The organism is Micromonospora sp. NPDC047812 (genome assembly GCF_040704175.1).
GTDB lineage: Bacteria > Actinomycetota > Actinomycetes > Mycobacteriales > Micromonosporaceae > Micromonospora.
In genome coordinates, this window is record NZ_JBEYRY010000001.1 from 611,447 (window position 1) to 627,223 (window position 15,777).

Below are 15,777 nucleotides of genomic sequence, written 5' to 3' on the forward strand. Positions count from 1 at the left end.
AGGGTCGCGGCGGTCACGGCACGACGACGGCCCGGCCCTCCAGCGTGCCGTCGCGCATCTGCCGGTACGCGACGACCGCCTCGTCCAGCGAGAAGGTGCTGGCCTTCGGCTTGACCAGGCCCCGGACGCCCAGTTCGAGCACCTCGATGAGCTCCGGCCGGCTGCCCCAGTACGTGGTCTGGATGCTGACCTCGTACGGCACGGAGAAGTAGCTGACCGGCAGCGTGCCGCCGCCGATGCCGACGATGGTGAGGTCGCCGACGGTGCGGGCGGCGGCGGCGCCGAGCGCGAGGGTCGGGTCGACGCCGACAAAGTCCAGGACCACGTCGGCGCCCCGGCCGCCGGTGGCCCGGCGGATCTCCTGGGCGGTGTCCTCGCCGGAGAGCATCGTCAGGTCGGCGCCGCACTCCGCGCCGAGCTTCAGCGCCTCCTCGCGGGTGTCCACCGCGATCACCCGGGCCGCGGTGGTGGCCTTGAGGATCTGCACGCCGACGTGCCCGAGCCCGCCCACGCCGATCACCACGGCGGTGCTGGTCGGGCCGAGTTTCGCCCAGGAACGGCGGATCGCGTGGTAGGGGGTGAGCCCCGCGTCGGTCAGCGGCGCCGCCAGCACCGGGTCGAGCCCGTCGGGCAGCGGCACCACCTGCCGGGCCTGCGGCACCAGCATGTACTCGGCCATGCCGCCGTCCAGGCCGAGGCCGCCGCCCCCGCCGGGCACCGGCGCGTCGGCGGTGTTCTCGCAGTACGGGTCGACACCCACCCGGCAGCGGGCGCAGGTGCCGCAGCCCCACGGCCCGTACACGGCCACCGGCTGGCCCACCGTCAGCCCGCCCACCCCGTCGCCGAGCGCGTGCACCCAGCCGGCGTTCTCGTGGCCGAGGGTGAACGGCGGGTTCCAGGGCACCGCGCCGGCCTCGAAGTCGTGCATCAGGTGCAGGTCGGAGTGGCAGGCGCCGGCACCGCCGATCTTCACGACCACCTGACCCGGGCCCGGGGTCGGCTCGTCGACCTCGACCAGTTCGGGCTCCGACTTCCAGTTGGGCAATCGCAGCGCGCGCATGACGCCTCCCGTTCTCCCGCTTCCGGTCCGCCTGCCGGCTGCCCGTTCAGCGGCAGCCCAAACGGCCCACCACGGCGTCCCGGTTCACCCCGTGCGGGTGAGTCGCCGGGAGCGTGTCCGTCAGGGCAGGGCCGTCGCGTCGGGCCGGGCGACCTGCGGGGCGGTCGAGGGGGCGTCCGGGCTGGTCGAGGCGGCGTCGGGCACCGCGGCACGGCGGCCCAGGCCCCGGTCGACGGCGACGAAGAGCAGGCCCAGCAGCCAGAACGCGGCGGCGAAGAAGACCGCGCTGACGGCCACCCCGGCGTAGCCCAGCTCGCCCGCGTCGACGAACGGGTACGGATACCGGTCCACCACCAGCCCGCGGAGCAGCGCGAAGCCGAGGTATCCGAGGGGGAACGCCAGCCACCAGGCCGCGTAGCGCAGGCGGAGCCGGCCCCGGCGGTCGAACAGCGCCCAGTCCGCCACGGCCAGCAGGGGCACGACGGTGTGCAGGAACTGGTTGCCCAGCGCCTCGCCGAGCGTGCGGTCGGCCGGCGGCATCGCGAACGGGCTGGCCGGGTTGGCCAACACCAGGTGGTAGACCACGCCGGTGATGGTGATGTAGAGCGTGACCGCGCCCTTGAGCGCAGAGGGCGGCTCGGGCCGGTCCTGCCGGGCCAGCCAGGCGGCGTATCCGGCGAAGAGCCCGACGGCGAGGTTGCTCTGGATCGTGAAGTACGGCAGCAGGCCGGTGACCGTGGCGGAACCGAGCGCGGTGAGCACGATCCCGGCCAGCACGCTGATCACGATCGCCAGGCGGAACACCACCGCCACGCGTCGACGCCGCAGACTCATCGGGGCAAGCTACCAGCCGCCTCCGCCGGGGTCACCGGCCGACGACACGCGGGCCACGCCGCCGTGGCGCGGCGCGCCGGCGGGGGACGCGCCGCCCGCCGCCCGCCCGGTCAGCCCGGGTCGCCGCCGCTCGGCGCGGCGGTGTGGCGTCCCTGCGCCGGCGAGACGGGGACGGGGCCGGGCCGGGCCGATCGTGCGGCCGTGGCCGACGGCGACGCCGTGGGCGGCCCGGTCCGCCGGACGGTCGGGTCGACCCCGGGCCGGCCGGTCGGCGTGACCGCCGGGCGGCCGGTCGGATCGACCCCGGGGCGGCCCGTCGGGTCCGCTCCGGTGCGGCCGGTCGGCGAGACGACCGGCCCGCCGGACGGGCTGCCGTGCGGGCCCGGGCCCTTCGGCTCGTCGGCCAGCACCCGCTCGCAGTAGCCGGCCACCTCCCCGGGGCCACCGGCGGCGTCGATGAGGTCACCGAAGGTGGCGTCGTCCGGGGAACCGCCCGGCCGGTCGCCGGCGTCCGCCCGGTACGCCCGGCACAGCTCCCGCACCTCCGCGTCCGGCTCCGGCCGGCCGTCCGCCCCGCCCGTCGGGGCGGACGGCGGACGGCGGGTCGTCGTGGAGGAGGCGTCCGTGGTGGGGGCGGGCACGGGAGCGGCGGTGGTGGGCGCCGGACCCCGCAGCGGGTGGGGCAGCACGCCCCCGGTGGCGGCGAGGGCCACCCCGCCCGTGAGGGCGAGGGCGGCACCGGCCAGCGCGGCGCGGACGCCGAACCCCGCGAGGGCGGGCCGGCGGCGCGGCTCCGGCGGGCCGAGCGGGCTGCCGGCCCGGGCCAGCCGGTAGGCCCGGACGGCCGCCTCCTCGCCGGCCAGTTCGCCGGCCCGGCCCGGGGCGCGGACCGCCGTCAACAGAGACGTGACGGGCTGCGGGCCGTCCTGCGGGTCGAGGACAGGACCGTCGAGCAGCCGCTCGACGGTCTCCTGGTCCATCCGGTGTGCTTTCATCTCGTGTCCCTCAGCGCCACGGGCCCCCGGGTCGTCACACGTGCCGGGGTGTGACGTCGGACAAACGCCGGCTCGGGGAGGGGACGGGACCGGGTTTCCGGGGCGGCCCACGTCCTGGCGCCCGTCGTCGGCGTCCGGCAGGCTGCGTCGGGCGCGGGGTCGGTGACCGGCGGCGCTGCGGCACGTCCTCGACGGCGCAGGATGTCGGCGGGCAGCCCGGGTGCCGGTTTTCCGCCAGCGGTTGCCGATTCGTCCGGTCCGCGGTGCACTGGATCACATGGGTGTGATCAAGGTGGGCACGTCGTCCTGGGCGGACCAGATGCTGCTGCGCTCGGGCTGGTATCCCCGCGCGGCCAACACCCCGGCCGGCCGGCTCGACTTCTACGCCGGGCGCTTCCCGCTGGTCGAGGTGGACACGTCCTACTACGCGGTGCCCGTGCCCGAGACGACGCGGGGCTGGGTGGACGCCACGCCCGAGGGCTTCACCTTCGACGTCAAGGCGTTCAGCCTCTTCACCGGTCACCCGACACCGGTGGCGGCGCTGCCCCGCGACCTGCGCCCAACCGGTGGCCCGAGCCGGATCCGCCGCCGGGATCTTCCCGCGGCCGCGTACGACGAGCTGTGGGACCGGTTCCGGGCGGCGCTGGACCCGATCGCGGCGGCCGACCGGCTCGGTGCGGTCCTGCTCCAGTTCCCGCCGTGGCTGGCCCGTGGGGCCGCCGCCGAGCGGCGCATCGCCGAGCTGGCGGAGCGGTGCCAGCCGTGGCGGGTCGCCGTCGAGCTGCGCCACGGCTCGTGGTTCGACGGCACGGCGGCGCTGGACACGCTCGCGTTCCTGCGGGAGCGCGGGCTGTCGTTCGTCTGCGTCGACATGCCGCAGGGGCATCCGTCGTCGGTGCCGCCCATCCTGTTCGCCACGGCGGAGCTGGCGGTCGTCCGGTTCCACGGGCACAGCACCGCCTGGGAGACCGGGGACAAGCAGGAGAAGTTCCGCTACGCGTACGGCGACGAGGAACTCCGCCGCTGGTCGGAACTCCTGGCCGAGCTGGCCGGGCAGGCGGGGGAGCTGCACGCGCTGTTCAACAACTGCTGCGGCGACCAGGCCCAGCGTGACGCCGCCCGACTCGCGGACCTGCTCGGGGTCCGGCCGGTGGGACGCGACCGGGCGGGAGCCGGTTCGCCATCCTGAGCACGCGCCGGGACCCTCGGCGCGGCGGCGAGGTTTTCCCGTCGGCCGCCCGGGTACCGGCGGGGGCGTGAGCGACGGAAGGGGACGCGGTGATGGGTGAGCAGCGGCAGGAGCACCCCGGGGAGGCGACGCCGGGCGTGCCGGGGGACGCGGCGGCGCGCGAGACCCGGGCGGCGCAGGAGGCGCACGGCGGCAGCATGGCGCCCGGTCTGGTGGACGACACCGGTCACCCGGTGGCGGCGGACCCCGCCGAGGTCGCCGACGAGGACACCGCCGGCGGCTGACCTCGTGGCGGGGCCCAATTCCGTGGACCGGATCGGCGCTCTCGGGCATGATCGCCGGATGGCGGCATCCTTGCGTGCGCTCCTGCGCTGGCAGTTCGACCTGACGTGGTCGCTGTTCGAGTACCACCTCGAGCGCCTGGACGCGGCGGACTTCCTGTGGGAGCCGGCCGCGATCTGCTGGACGGTGCGTCGCGACCCCGCCGGCGAATGGACACCCGACTGGGCCGACACCGAACCCGACCCCGTGCCGGTCCCGACGATCGGCTGGCTGTCCTGGCACATCGGCTGGTGGTGGACGGTGGCCATGGACCATCTCGGCGGACGGCCGCCACGGCAGCGCACCGACGTCGGATGGCCGGGCGCGGGCGAGCCGACCATCGCCTGGCTGCGGGGCCTGCGCGCCGAGTGGCTCGGGCACCTCGACCGGCTCACCGACGCCGACCTCGACGCCACCGCGTCGTTCCCGTGGCAGGACGACGCGGGGCACACGGTGGCGCACATGCTCGGCTGGGTCAACGCCGAGTTGATGAAGAACGCGGCCGAGATCGGTCAGCTCCGGCTGCTGCGGGCGGCGGGGCGCGCCTGACCGTCGGGCGTTGAGCGGGGGTCCGTCCCGTCCGCGCCCCACGCCGGGGCGTACCGGTCAGGAGCGCCGGCCCCTGGTCCGCAGCGCGTCCTCCGTCCGCTCCTCGACGTCGGCGGCGTCGGGAAAGGACCGTCGGGCCGGCGCCGGGTCGGGCGGCGCGCCGGGGCCCGCCGGCCGCGTGGGTGTCGGTTCGACCGGGCCGAAGCCGTGCCGTCCGGCGGGGCCGGACGGTCCCGCCGGCTCGTCGGCCCGCCGCTCCCCGCGCCGCCCCTCCGGTACGGCGGTCTCCTCGCTGCCCTCGTCCATGGGGTCGTGCCGACCGACGCCCCACGGCGGCTCCACGTCCATGCCGTCCCTGGTCACCCAGGGCGTGGTCGCCTCCGGTGCGCGTCGGTCCCCGCCGCGTCCCTCTCCTGCCGTCATGGCCACCTCGCTGCTCGGTCCGCCGGTACGGGCCCCGATTGCCCGTCACCGGGGCGGTCATGCCTCGCCGGCGCGCCGGGGCCGCGGTCCCGGCGGGTGGGGACGCGCGCAGCGGCGCCCCGCCGCCGAGGAGTCGGCGGGACGCCGTCCGGCGGTACGTCGGTCAGCAGCGGCCGGATTTCGCCATCCGCTTCTGCCGGGCCCCGCCCATCGCCATGAGCGCGCCCATCCCCTTCGGGGCGTTCCGCATGCCGCCGACGCGCCCGAGCATGCCCCGGAACACCTCGCCGGGCTTCTGCTGCTCGCCCATGTACGCGGTCATCACGATGAGCGCCCCGGTCATCGCCGGGATCGCCCACTGGAGCATCCGCATCTGCCGCTGGCACGACGCCACGTTCGACGGCGTGTGCGAGTTCGGCTCGGTGACCCCCTCGACCGCCGGGCCGCCGGCCTTCTCCAGCTTCATGCCGAGCAGCCGGCTGTAGCCGGTCACCGCCAGCGCGCCGACGGTCAGCGCCGTCTTCAGCGTGCTGGCCCGGGCCACCCCCGACTGGGCGGCCACCCGGGGGCTCTCCGTCACCAGTTCCCCGACGGCCCCCGCCAGGTGGGCGCCGATCGCCGCGGCGTTCACCGGGGTCCACCGGGCCCAGCCGGCCGAGGCCATCGGCAACCGCTGGGTCGAGTCGTTCATCTGTGCCGCCGCGCCGTTGACGCCGAACGCTCCCATCAGGGAGCCCCCGAACCAGGCCGCCAGGCCCAGGTCGTGCATCGAGCGCAGTGCGGTGTGCCGTTCGGACATCTGATCCCCTTCCACCGTGTCGGGCGGTGCGGCATACCCGCCGCCCGGCCGGCTAATCCCGCCCGTCACCTGCTGATATGCCGCGGCGGCGCAGATACCGGGCCGGGGCGTCGTCGCGGGGGAGACGACGGGGACGGGCCGGGAGGAGTCGGCGGGGCCGGTGCGGGTAGGTGGTCGGACGACCCGAGCGAGAGGGGAAGCGGATGTCGCAGCCCGAGGAGAGCCGGGAGAAGACCGCGTCGACCGACGCGGTGCTGATGCACCCGGACAACGATCCGCGCAGGACCACGGCCCAGGTGCCGCCGCCCGCCGAGCGCGGCGAGACCCGCGTGGAGCGGGACGGCGAGATGGTGCCCGTCGACACCGACGAGTGAGCGTCTCCGTCCCGGGCGGCGGGGCGCCGCCCGGGACGCGTCGCCGAGGCCGTGCGCCCGTCGCCGGCGTCGGCCGGGCCGGCCCGACCAGTCGCCCCGCTCGGCCGCCGCCCGCCGAGGGTCAGCGGGCCGGCAGGTCGGCGGCGAAGCGGGCCACCCGGGCCGCCAGCGGGGCGCTCGCGCGTACCCAGGTGAAGTGGTCCATCCGGGCGCCGGCCTGCGCCGGGGTGTAGCGCTCGCGCGCGACGGGCGCCGCGGCCAGCTTCGCGCACAGGTGGTCGACGGTCTCGTGCGGGGTGTACTGGTCGTCGTCGACGCTGACCGCGAGGACGGGGGTCCGCAGCGCGCGCACGGCCGCCTCGGCGTCCACCCCGTCCAGCTGCGGGAAGCGCCCGGTCCGCGCGGTGTGCGCCCAGTCGCGGATGACCCCGCGCGCCTGCCGGCCGCCGAAGCCCCAGCCCGGCCAGACGCCGAGCAGCCGGGCGGTTGCCGCGATCCCCTGGGTGTACGGCAGGACGCCGTACCCGCGCAGGCCCGGGTAGCTGCGCCACCACGGCACGCCGACGGCGACCAGCGCCAGCCCGTCGACGTCGTGGTCGCCGTGCACGGCGAGGTGCAGCAGCGCCGCCTGCCCGCCGAGGGAGTGCCCGAGCAGCAGCGTCCTGCGCCCGTCCCGCCGGGTCTTCAGCGCCGCCAGCGCGGCGCCCACGTCGGCGGCCAGTTCCGAGTAGCCGTACCGGCAGGCGCGGCTCGGCTTCGGGGTGCTCTCCCCGGTGCCGCGCAGGTCGGCCACGGCCACGGCCAGACCGGCGGCGCGCAGCGCGGCGGCGAACGGCCGGTAGTAGCGCGCCCGGACGCCCATCGCGGGCGTGATCAGCACCAGCGGGGCGTCGGCGACGCCGTCCGGATCGGGGTACACCTGTAGCCCGAGGCGGGCCCCGTCGACCTCGACGAACTCCTGCCGGTATTCCCCCGTCGCGTTCACCGGCCCAGGTTACGACCCGAGGCTACCGACGGGTAACCGTGGGGTGGTGGGCGTCACGTCCCCGGCGTCGACCGTGGACCGCGACCACCACCCGCGCTACGCCACCGCCGGGGCGGGCCGGCCGACCGTGCTGACCGTGGCGTAGACCGTGCTCAGCTGCTCGGCGCAGCGCTTCCACGAGTACCTGTTGCGGATCCGGTCCAGGGCCGCCGTCGCGTACGCGAAGCGACGGACCTTGTCGGCGAGCAGCCGGCGGACCGCGGTGCCGAGGGCCCGGGGGTCCCGGGGCGGCACGAGGTCGCCGGTCAGGCCGTCGACCACGGTGTCGGCGATCCCGCCGACGTTGGTGCCGACGACCGGCACCCCGCACGCCATGCCCTCCAGCGGGGCGAGCCCGAACGGCTCGTACCAGGGGGCGGCCACCAGCAGGTCCGCCGAGCGGTACCAGGTGGCCAACTCCTCCCGGGGCAGCCCGCCCAGCAGTTTCACCCGGTCGGCGACCCCGCAGGACTCGGCGAGCGCGCGGAGCCGGCGGGCGAAGCCGTCCGCGGGAAGCAACTCCGCGGGCGGGCCGCCGGCCACCACGCACTCGGCGTCCGGCACGGCCGGCAGCGCCCGGATGACGTCCTGGATGCCCTTGCGTTCCACCATCCGGCCGACGGTGATGATCCGGGGGCGGGCCGGGTCGCGCGGGGCGACGGGCCCGTCGGGGCGGAACAGCTCCTGGTCGACCCCGGCGGGGACCAGCGTCATCCGGGACCGGGGCACGCCGAGCCGGACCAGCTCGCCGACCTCGTCCTGGCACTGCACGATGACCCGGTCCGCGGCCCGGCCCAGGGCCCGCTCGTAGCCCACGCGGCCCGGTGGACTGGTGTCCCGGGCGCCCTGCAGCCGCCGCTTCACCGAGCCGAGGCTGTGGTACGTCAGCACCACCGGCACCCCGGTGCGCCGGCCGGCGTGCACGGTGGCCAGCCCGCTCATCCAGAAGTGGGCGTGCGCCACGTCCGGCGCCCAGCCGCCGTCGCGCCACTGACCGGCCAGCCAGCGTCCGAACTCGCCCATGTGCGGCAGCAGCTCGTCCCTCGGCACCCGCAGCGCCGGGCCGGCCGGCACGTGGCACACCTGGTAGCCGTCCGGGGTGACCACGGAGTCGGGCGGGACGGTGGAGTCCCGGCGGGTGTAGACGCGGACGTCGTGCCCCTCGCCGACCAGGGCGGCGGCGAGCTCCGCCACGTGCGTGTGCTGACCGCCGGACTCCTCCACCCCTCCGACGGCGAGCGGACTGGCGTGCTCCGAGATGATCGCGATACGCATGTGCTTCCTCCATCGGCCGGCCCGTCGGCGGGGACCCGGTCGAGCCCCGGGGCGTCTCCTCGCCGCCTGGCGGACCCCGCCGCAGGAGTCCCTACCCCCGACCTCACCTCCTAACCGCCGCCCGCCCGGCTCGTCCTGAGGAGCCGGGCGTCGGGTGTGGAGGGGCCGGCGGGCGGTGGGGCGATCCGCCCCACCGCCCGTGACCGGCCGATGACACCGGGTCAGGATGGCCGGTCGTCGTGGAGCATGCCCGGCCCGAAGACCTCGTAGGCGATCCGCTCCACCGGCACCCCCCGGCGCAGCAGGCCGCCCCGGACGGTGTTCATGAACGGCAGCGGGCCGCAGAGGTGCACGTGGGCGTCGGGCGAGAGCGGGATCAGCGCCGGATCGACCCGGCCCGCGATGACCTCGGCGGTCACCCCGGCCAGTTCGGCGTCGGTGAGGTCCTCGTACCAGAGGGCGGTCCGCAGGTTGGGCAGCGCGGCGTGCAGGCGCGGCAGTTCGCCGCGGAACGCGTGCGCCGCGCCGGCCCGGTCGGCGTGCACCAGCACCACCGGACGCTGCGGCTCGGTGGCGGCCAGGTGCTCCAGGGCGGCCATCGCCGGGGTCAGGCCGATGCCCGCGCTGACCAGCAGCAGCGGGCCCTGTCCGGCCACCGCGCTGACCTCGCCGAACGCCGGGCTGAGCCGGAGGGTGTCGTCGACTGCCACGTGCTCGTGCAGGAAGGTGGAGACCATGCCGTCGGGGGCGTCGCCGGTGCCGCGTACGCGCTTGACGGTGATCCGCCAGTGGTCGGCGCCGGGGCAGCCGGAGAGGCTGTACTGGCGGATCTGCTGACCGCGCCCGCCGTCCAGGTCGACGGCGACCGAGGTGTACTGGCCCGGGACGAAGGTGGGCACCGGCCCGCCGCCGGCCGGGACCAGGGTGAACGACACGACGTCCAGCGCCTCGGTGGTCCGGGCGACGACCCGCCAGTCCCGCCAGACCGACTCGCCCTCGGCCAGCCCGGCGGCGGTGTAGAGGCGGGCCTCCCGGGCGATCAGCTCGCAGGCCAGCAGCCAGTAGACCTCGTCCCAGGCCGCCGCCACCTCGGCGGTGACGGCGTCGCCGAGCACCTCGCCGACGGCGGCGAGCAGGTGCCGGCCGACGATCGTGTACTGGGTGGCGGTGATGCCGAGCGAGGCGTGCTTGTGCGCGATGCGGTCCAGGATCGGCCCCCACGGCGCGCGGCTGCCGCCGGTCAGGTGCTCCGCGTACGCGACCACGGCGGCCGCGAGGGCGGCCTTCTGCGTGCCGGTGGCCTGGTTGCTGCGGTTGAAGATGTCGAGCAGTTCGGGGTGCGCGTCGAACATCCGCTGGTAGAACCGGCCGGTGATCGCCTCGCCGTGCGCCTGCACGGCGGGCAGGGTCGCCGTCACCACTGCTGCTGAGGACTCCGAGAGCACGGCTTTCTCCTTCTGAGGTGGATCGCTCGAACCACGCCAGCAAAACAGGTATTCGAGATACCTCTTCAGGGTCGAAGGTCCCGGGTCGGGGGTCGTCCGGATCACATCCCGGGTCCGGTCGACCGTGGTGAGGGCTCGACCGCGGTGGCTAGGGTCGAGGCGTGAAGCTCAACCGGTCCACCGACATGGCGCTGCGCATCGCCATGCTCGCCGCCGCGAGCCCGCGACGGATGACCGTGGACGAGCTGTCCGACCAGCTCGACCTGCCCCGCAACCACGTCGCCAAGGTGGTGCAGCGGTTGCAGCGGCTCGGGGTGCTGGTCACGACCCGGGGCCGCTCCGGCGGGGTGGCCTTCGCCGAGGGCGGCGGGAACGCCACGGTCGGGCACGTGGTGCGGGCCTTCGAGGGCGACGACGAGGTGGTCTCCTGCGACGAGCCGGCCTGCTCGCTGCGCGCGGCCTGCCGGCTGCGGGGCGAACTTCGCCGCGCCCGGGACGCCTTCCTCGCCGTGCTGGACGACGTGACGCTCGGCGGGCTGGTCGCCGGGCCGACCGGCCCGGCGCTGCTCGCCCTCGGCCTGCCCCGCCCCCGACCGGTGCCGGCGCCGGCCGCGCCGTCGTCCGGGGAGCGACCTCTGCCGGGCGCGCCGCCGTCGGGGGAGCCGCCCTCGCCGGGCACGCCGTCGTCCGGCGAGCCGTCGGCGCCGGGCCCGCTGCCCCCTGCGGCCGTGCCCGGCCCGTCGCGGCCGGCCGCGACACCGTCCCGGGTCGGCCGACGGGCCGTACCCGATCCGGTCTGAGGAGCGACGATGTCCCGTGCTGCGGTCTCCCACCCGGTGTTCGCCCGGGTGTTCGCGCGGGCGAGCGTGGCGATGGACGCCGCCGGCGCGGCCGCACACCGCCGCCGGCTCGTCGCCGGCCTCGCGGGCCGGGTGGTCGAGGTCGGCGCCGGCAACGGCCGCACCTTCGCGCACTACCCGGGCACCGTCGAGCGCGTGCTGGCGGTCGAGCCGGAGCCACGGCTGCGGGCGGCGGCCCGGGCGGCGGCGGCCGGGGCGCCCGTACCCGTGGAGGTGGTCGACGGCCTCGCCGAGGCGCTGCCGGCGCCCGACGCCGACGCCGACGCGGTGGTGCTGTCCCTGGTCCTCTGCTCGGTGGCCGACCAGGCCGCCGCGCTGCGCGAGGTCCGCCGGGTGCTGCGGCCCGGTGGGCAGGTGGGCTTCTTCGAGCACGTACGCGCGCAGACGCCGGGCCTGCGCCGCGTGCAGCGGCTGGTCGACGCGACCGTCTGGCCGTTGCTCTGCGGCGGCTGCCACACGGGCCGCGACACGGTGGGCGCGATCCGGGCCGCGGGCTTCACCGTCACCGCGCTGGACGCGTTCCGCTTCCCCGACAGTCGGCTCCCGGCCCCCGCCGCCCCGCACGTGCTCGGCGTGGCTACCCGCGACTGATCCACCCGTCGGCGGCCCCCGGCCTTCGCCCGTGACCGCGTCGGCCGTCCGCGACCGCGTCGGCCGTCCGTGACCGCGTCGGCCGTCCGCGACCGCGCCAGCGTCCTGACCGTCTCGGCCGTTCGTGGCCGCGTCGGCCCGCCCGGCCCCGGACGCGGCGGAACCCCGCGCCGAGCGGCACGGGGTTCCGGGACGCGGTCGCGGTCAGGAGACCGTGATCGAGCCGTCCCCGGCGCGGACGCAGGCCACGGAACGCGCACCGGTGGTGGCCGCGCCCGTCAGGCACTGCCCGAGCACCTGGTGGCCGGCGGCGTTCGGGTGCCACGACTCCTGGCAGGTCTGGAAGTAGCTCACGCAGGTGTTCGCGATCCGCTGGATGGCGATCTTGTCCTTGCCGGACAGGCTGGTGACGAAGACGCCGTTCGGCGGGCTGTCCTGCAGGCGGATCGGGGTGGCCAGGGCGCCGGCCGGGCTGGTCCCCGACTCGCAGAGCCGGGCGCCGTCGAAGGCCCGCTGCACGTTGAGGTAGACCAGGTCCGCACCGGGGAACTCGGCGGCCAGGGTGTCCCGGGTGGACTTCACCAGGGTGCCCAGCCCCTGCGAGAAGCGGTGCCCCGGCAGCAGGCTGGCCCGGTGGATCGGGCAGCCGGCCGCGTACCGCTCGGCGCCCAGCGCGCGGAACTTGTCCCGGGTGTCGTCCCGGCTGTCCTCCTCGTGGAAGCGCGCCTCGAGGTCGAGCGGCAGCGGGTTGGTGTAGTCCTGCAGGACGATCCGGTGCTGACCGTCGGCGTCGATCTCGCGCAGCGTGGTGAGGAGCTGGCGTACGGCCGAGGTGGTCTCCGCGGTCGCGGCGCTCCACTGGGCGGCGGTGGCCAGGTCCGCGTCGGTGCAGGGCTTCTGCTCCACCGGCCCGCCCAGGTAGGCCCAGAACTCCCACCAGCCGGTCCAGGCGTCGGCGATGAACCGGTTGGCGCACTTCTCCGCGACGTTGCCGAAGGTGAACGAGCTGTTGTTCGAGCCGAGCCCGAGCAGCACCAGGTCGATGTCGTGGGTCCGGCTGACCGCGCGCAGCTGGTCGAGCTGGGCGGCCACCTGACGGCCGTTGGTCCGGGCCGAGGAGGCGGCGGCGATGTCGTGCGGCTGCCCGCCGGAGCAGGCGAGGTTGAACCGGTCCTGGATGCCCGGCAGGTCGGCCCGGTGCAGCGAGGCGTTGGCCGAGCGGTGGCAGAAGAACGCGTTGTTGTTCGCGGCGGTCCAGCCCGGGAAGCCCTGGGCGACCCCGTTGACGTCGGCCACCGGGGTGTACGCCCCGGCACCCTCACCGCTGATGAAGCTGTCGCCGAGCGCCACCGCGGCGGTGGGCGGGGCTGCCGAGGCCGGGGCGCTCAACCCGACGGCGGTCGACAGGGTGGCGGTGGCGACGGCGAGCGCCGCCGCGAGTGCGGTACGACGGAACCTGGACATGACGTCCCCCATCTGTCCATCGAAACGTGAAAGATCCTCCGAGGGCGCGATCAGATCACCCCGGCATGACGGGCGTCAATGGGCCGTAACGAAATCTTTCGCAAAGGGACACACCCGCCCCGTCCTGGCCCTTGCCGGCGCCGGCGGTCGGGGCGCCCGGTCCGGTGGGCGTCGGCGGCGGGGTGTCCACGGCCGGTGGCGCCGCCCACCCGGTGCCCGGGAACCCGGCGTCCGCCGCGGGGAAGGTCGGCCACGGCCTCGTTGTTGTCCGGATGGAACCGCCCGCGGCCGGCTCGTTCGCGAACCGGTCACGGTGGCGCTGACACGCCGGAACCGGACGGGACGCGTTACCCTCCCGCCCGGGGCCCGCCCCACGACGAGGCGCGTGCCTCGCTGCGGGGCGCCGTCGTCCTGTCGCATCTCCCGGTTAGGCTCGCTGCGGCGCGCCGGCCGACCGACGACGTCGGACGCGGCACCACATCGCCGAGACCTGGGAGTACGACCAGTTGACCGCAGAGCCTGAGACCCTGTACGGGGCCGACGACCTCACGCACCTCGAGGGGCTGGACGCCGTCCGCAAGCGGCCCGGCATGTACATCGGCTCCACCGACAGCCGTGGCGTGGGTCACCTCGTCAACGAGATCCTCGACAACTCCACGGACGAGGGCGTCGCCGGCCACGCCACGAAGGTGGAGGTGACGCTGCACGCCGACGGCTCGGTCCAGGTCGACGACGACGGCCGGGGCATCCCCACCGACGTGCACGCCAAGTCCGGCATCTCCGGCGTCGAGCTGGTGCTCACCCGGCTGCACGCGGGCGGCAAGTTCGGCGGCTCCGGTTACAAGACCTCCGGGGGTCTGCACGGCGTGGGCGCCTCGGCGGTCAACGCGCTGTCCCGCCGGTTCGACGTCACCGTCCGTCGGGGCGGCAAGGTCCACGCGATGTCGTTCCGGCACGGCGTGCCGGGAGTCTTCGACGGTGACGGCCCCGACGCCGCGTTCACCCCGGGCCCCGGGCTCCAGATCGTCGGTGCGATGAAGCGTGGCCAGCGCACCGGCACCTCGATCCGCTGGTGGCACGACGCGCGTTACTTCGAGACCGGCGCCACCCTGGACGCCGACGCCGTGCGGACGAAGCTACGCAACACGGCGTTCCTGGTGCCGGGCGTGAGCTACACGCTGCGTGACCACACCGGCGAGGAGCCGACCGAGGAGAGCTTCCACTACCCCAACGGGCTGACCGACATGGTGGAGTTCCTCGCCCCGGCCGGCGACCGGCCTGTCTCCGGCATGCTGATGGTCACCGGCGAGGGCACCTACCGGGAGAACGCCGCCGACGCCAACGGGGTCATGCAGTCCAACGTGCAGCGTCGGGCCGAGGTCGAGGTGGCCTTCCGCTGGGGCACCGGTTACGAGCGCACCGTCGAGTGCTTCACCAACACCATCCGCAACGCGCACGGCGGCACCCACCGCAAGGGCTTCGAGCGGGGCCTGGCGCGTACCCTCGCCGACGCCGTCCGCAACACCCGTGGCCTGCTCAAGGCCAAGGAGGACCCGCCCACCCTGGACGACGTCCTGGAGGGCATGACCGCGGTCGTGCACGTGCGGATCCCGGAGCCACAGTTCACCTCGCAGACGAAGGACGAGCTCTCCACCGCCGGCATCACCAAGGTGATCCAGGCGCTGGTCGAGCAGCACCTGAAGGCGTGGCTGGAGGACCGCAGGACCAAGGCCGAGGCGCGTACGGTCCTCCAGAAGATCGTCGACGCGGCGCGCGTACGGCTGACGCAGAAGCAGCAGAAGGACGCCGCCCGCCGCAAGACCGCCCTGGAGGGCGCGTCGATGCCGCCCAAGCTGGTCGACTGCCGGGCCGCCGGCATCGAGCGCAGCGAGCTGTTCATCGTGGAGGGCGACAGCGCGCTGGGCACGGGCCGGCTCGCCCGCTCCGCCGAGTACCAGGCGCTTCTTCCGATCCGCGGCAAGATCCTCAACGTGCAGAAGGCCAACCTCCAGCAGGTGCTGGACAACGCCGAGTGCGCGGCCATCGTGCAGGTGCTCGGCGCCGGCTCCGGTCGCACGTTCGACCTGTCCGCGATGCGCTACGGCCGAGTTCTGATCATGGCCGACGCCGACGTGGACGGCGCGCACATCCGCACCCTGCTGATCACGCTCTTCGCCCGCTACATGCGACCGCTGATCGAGGCCGGCCGGCTCTACGCGGCGATGCCGCCCCTGCACAAGATCACCACCAGGGGGCGCAACCCGCAGACGATCTACACCTACACCCAGGCGGAGATGGAGGCGACGGTCCGCAAGCTGGAGAAGGCCGGCAAGCAGATCGTCACCCCGATCCCGCGCTTCAAGGGTCTCGGCGAGATGGACGCCGACGAGCTGTGGGAGACGACGATGAACCCGGCCACCCGGGCCGTCCGCCGGATCACCCTCGACGACGTCGACGCCGCCGAGCGGATCCTCGAACTGCTGATGGGGGAGAAGGTCGAGCCGCGCCGCAACTGGCTGATCGACTCCGCCGACCGGGTCGACCGCGAGGCGATCGACGCATGACCAGGCCCGC

General features: G+C 75.4%; 16 protein-coding genes. 7 read left to right on the top strand and 9 right to left on the bottom strand.

Going from position 1 to position 15,777, the window contains the following annotated elements:
- Positions 1-13: 13 nt before the first annotated feature.
- The 3 genes from AB0883_RS02775 to AB0883_RS02785 all read right to left on the bottom strand — a co-directional run bounded on the left by AB0883_RS02775 (position 14) and on the right by AB0883_RS02785 (position 2,889).
- Positions 14-1,060: an NAD(P)-dependent alcohol dehydrogenase gene (locus AB0883_RS02775; RefSeq protein ID WP_366638901.1), complete on the bottom strand. Its 1,047-nt coding sequence runs from the start codon at positions 1,058-1,060 to the stop codon at positions 14-16.
- Between the two features lie 120 nt (positions 1,061-1,180).
- Positions 1,181-1,894 (bottom strand): Pr6Pr family membrane protein, encoded by a 714-nt coding sequence (locus AB0883_RS02780; protein ID WP_366638903.1) that lies wholly within the window; start codon positions 1,892-1,894, stop codon positions 1,181-1,183.
- A gap of 110 nt (positions 1,895-2,004) precedes the next feature.
- The gene (locus AB0883_RS02785) at positions 2,005-2,889 is read right to left on the bottom strand and encodes a hypothetical protein (protein WP_366638905.1); all 885 of its coding nucleotides are present in this window, start codon (positions 2,887-2,889) and stop codon (positions 2,005-2,007) included.
- 277 nt (positions 2,890-3,166) lie between these two features.
- Between AB0883_RS02785 and AB0883_RS02790 the strand changes: the two genes are divergently transcribed.
- The 3 genes from AB0883_RS02790 to AB0883_RS02800 all read left to right on the top strand — a co-directional run bounded on the left by AB0883_RS02790 (position 3,167) and on the right by AB0883_RS02800 (position 4,948).
- The gene (locus AB0883_RS02790; RefSeq protein ID WP_366638907.1) at positions 3,167-4,078 is read left to right on the top strand and encodes a DUF72 domain-containing protein; all 912 of its coding nucleotides are present in this window, start codon (positions 3,167-3,169) and stop codon (positions 4,076-4,078) included.
- A gap of 92 nt (positions 4,079-4,170) precedes the next feature.
- Positions 4,171-4,362, top strand: a complete 192-nt coding sequence (locus tag AB0883_RS02795) for a hypothetical protein (RefSeq protein ID WP_366638909.1) — start codon at positions 4,171-4,173, stop codon at positions 4,360-4,362.
- 58 nt (positions 4,363-4,420) lie between these two features.
- A complete protein-coding gene (locus AB0883_RS02800) occupies positions 4,421-4,948 on the top strand; it encodes a DinB family protein (RefSeq protein WP_366638911.1) in 528 nt (175 codons plus the stop codon).
- A 57-nt stretch (positions 4,949-5,005) separates the two neighbouring features.
- On the opposite strand, the gene AB0883_RS02805 is transcribed toward AB0883_RS02800, so the two are convergent.
- Together AB0883_RS02805 and AB0883_RS02810 are read right to left on the bottom strand one after the other, a co-directional pair.
- Positions 5,006-5,371: a hypothetical protein gene (locus tag AB0883_RS02805; RefSeq protein ID WP_366638913.1), complete on the bottom strand. Its 366-nt coding sequence runs from the start codon at positions 5,369-5,371 to the stop codon at positions 5,006-5,008.
- 163 nt (positions 5,372-5,534) lie between these two features.
- Positions 5,535-6,170, bottom strand: a complete 636-nt coding sequence (locus tag AB0883_RS02810; RefSeq protein ID WP_311411379.1) for a hypothetical protein — start codon at positions 6,168-6,170, stop codon at positions 5,535-5,537.
- Between the two features lie 203 nt (positions 6,171-6,373).
- Between AB0883_RS02810 and AB0883_RS02815 the strand changes: the two genes are divergently transcribed.
- Complete coding sequence (locus AB0883_RS02815) at positions 6,374-6,544, top strand: hypothetical protein (RefSeq protein WP_165947796.1); 171 nt, start codon at positions 6,374-6,376, stop codon at positions 6,542-6,544.
- Between the two features lie 121 nt (positions 6,545-6,665).
- Here AB0883_RS02815 and AB0883_RS02820 read toward each other — a convergent pair whose 3' ends face one another.
- The 3 genes from AB0883_RS02820 to AB0883_RS02830 form a co-directional block, all read right to left on the bottom strand.
- On the bottom strand, positions 6,666-7,529 hold the full coding sequence (locus AB0883_RS02820) for an alpha/beta fold hydrolase (protein ID WP_366638915.1): 864 nt from the start codon (positions 7,527-7,529) through the stop codon (positions 6,666-6,668).
- A 96-nt stretch (positions 7,530-7,625) separates the two neighbouring features.
- A complete protein-coding gene (locus tag AB0883_RS02825; RefSeq protein WP_366638917.1) occupies positions 7,626-8,843 on the bottom strand; it encodes a glycosyltransferase in 1,218 nt (405 codons plus the stop codon).
- A 221-nt stretch (positions 8,844-9,064) separates the two neighbouring features.
- The gene (locus AB0883_RS02830) at positions 9,065-10,288 is read right to left on the bottom strand and encodes a globin domain-containing protein (RefSeq protein WP_366638918.1); all 1,224 of its coding nucleotides are present in this window, start codon (positions 10,286-10,288) and stop codon (positions 9,065-9,067) included.
- Between the two features lie 161 nt (positions 10,289-10,449).
- Between AB0883_RS02830 and AB0883_RS02835 the strand changes: the two genes are divergently transcribed.
- Positions 10,450-11,088: an Rrf2 family transcriptional regulator gene (locus AB0883_RS02835; protein WP_366638919.1), complete on the top strand. Its 639-nt coding sequence runs from the start codon at positions 10,450-10,452 to the stop codon at positions 11,086-11,088.
- A 9-nt stretch (positions 11,089-11,097) separates the two neighbouring features.
- Complete coding sequence (locus AB0883_RS02840) at positions 11,098-11,739, top strand: class I SAM-dependent methyltransferase (RefSeq protein ID WP_366638921.1); 642 nt, start codon at positions 11,098-11,100, stop codon at positions 11,737-11,739.
- Between the two features lie 204 nt (positions 11,740-11,943).
- Here the strand turns inward: AB0883_RS02840 and AB0883_RS02845 are convergent, their stop codons facing one another.
- Positions 11,944-13,203, bottom strand: coding sequence for a hypothetical protein (locus tag AB0883_RS02845; RefSeq protein ID WP_366638923.1), 1,260 nt, complete (start codon positions 13,201-13,203; stop codon positions 11,944-11,946).
- Positions 13,204-13,709: 506 nt separating this feature from the next.
- Here AB0883_RS02845 and AB0883_RS02850 point away from each other — a divergent pair.
- Positions 13,710-15,767 carry a DNA topoisomerase IV subunit B gene (locus tag AB0883_RS02850; RefSeq protein WP_366638924.1) on the top strand — a complete coding sequence of 686 codons (2,058 nt, stop codon included), beginning with the start codon at positions 13,710-13,712 and terminating at the stop codon, positions 15,765-15,767.
- Positions 15,768-15,777 lie beyond the last annotated feature (10 nt).

What these genes read in the sequence shown, in the direction of transcription:
- AB0883_RS02790 (WP_366638907.1), top strand. Translation starts at nt 3,167, where the DNA reads ATGGGTGTGATCAAGGTGGGCACGTCGTCCTGGGCGGACCAGATGCTG.
- AB0883_RS02815 (WP_165947796.1), top strand. Translation starts at nt 6,374, where the DNA reads ATGTCGCAGCCCGAGGAGAGCCGGGAGAAGACCGCGTCGACCGACGCG.
- AB0883_RS02810 (WP_311411379.1), bottom strand. Translation starts at nt 6,170, where the DNA reads ATGTCCGAACGGCACACCGCACTGCGCTCGATGCACGACCTGGGCCTG.
- AB0883_RS02775 (WP_366638901.1), bottom strand. Translation starts at nt 1,060, where the DNA reads ATGCGCGCGCTGCGATTGCCCAACTGGAAGTCGGAGCCCGAACTGGTC.
- AB0883_RS02840 (WP_366638921.1), top strand. Translation starts at nt 11,098, where the DNA reads ATGTCCCGTGCTGCGGTCTCCCACCCGGTGTTCGCCCGGGTGTTCGCG.
- AB0883_RS02805 (WP_366638913.1), bottom strand. Translation starts at nt 5,371, where the DNA reads ATGACGGCAGGAGAGGGACGCGGCGGGGACCGACGCGCACCGGAGGCG.
- AB0883_RS02845 (WP_366638923.1), bottom strand. Translation starts at nt 13,203, where the DNA reads ATGTCCAGGTTCCGTCGTACCGCACTCGCGGCGGCGCTCGCCGTCGCC.
- AB0883_RS02785 (WP_366638905.1), bottom strand. Translation starts at nt 2,889, where the DNA reads ATGAAAGCACACCGGATGGACCAGGAGACCGTCGAGCGGCTGCTCGAC.
- AB0883_RS02795 (WP_366638909.1), top strand. Translation starts at nt 4,171, where the DNA reads ATGGGTGAGCAGCGGCAGGAGCACCCCGGGGAGGCGACGCCGGGCGTG.
- AB0883_RS02780 (WP_366638903.1), bottom strand. Translation starts at nt 1,894, where the DNA reads ATGAGTCTGCGGCGTCGACGCGTGGCGGTGGTGTTCCGCCTGGCGATC.
- AB0883_RS02800 (WP_366638911.1), top strand. Translation starts at nt 4,421, where the DNA reads ATGGCGGCATCCTTGCGTGCGCTCCTGCGCTGGCAGTTCGACCTGACG.
- AB0883_RS02825 (WP_366638917.1), bottom strand. Translation starts at nt 8,843, where the DNA reads ATGCGTATCGCGATCATCTCGGAGCACGCCAGTCCGCTCGCCGTCGGA.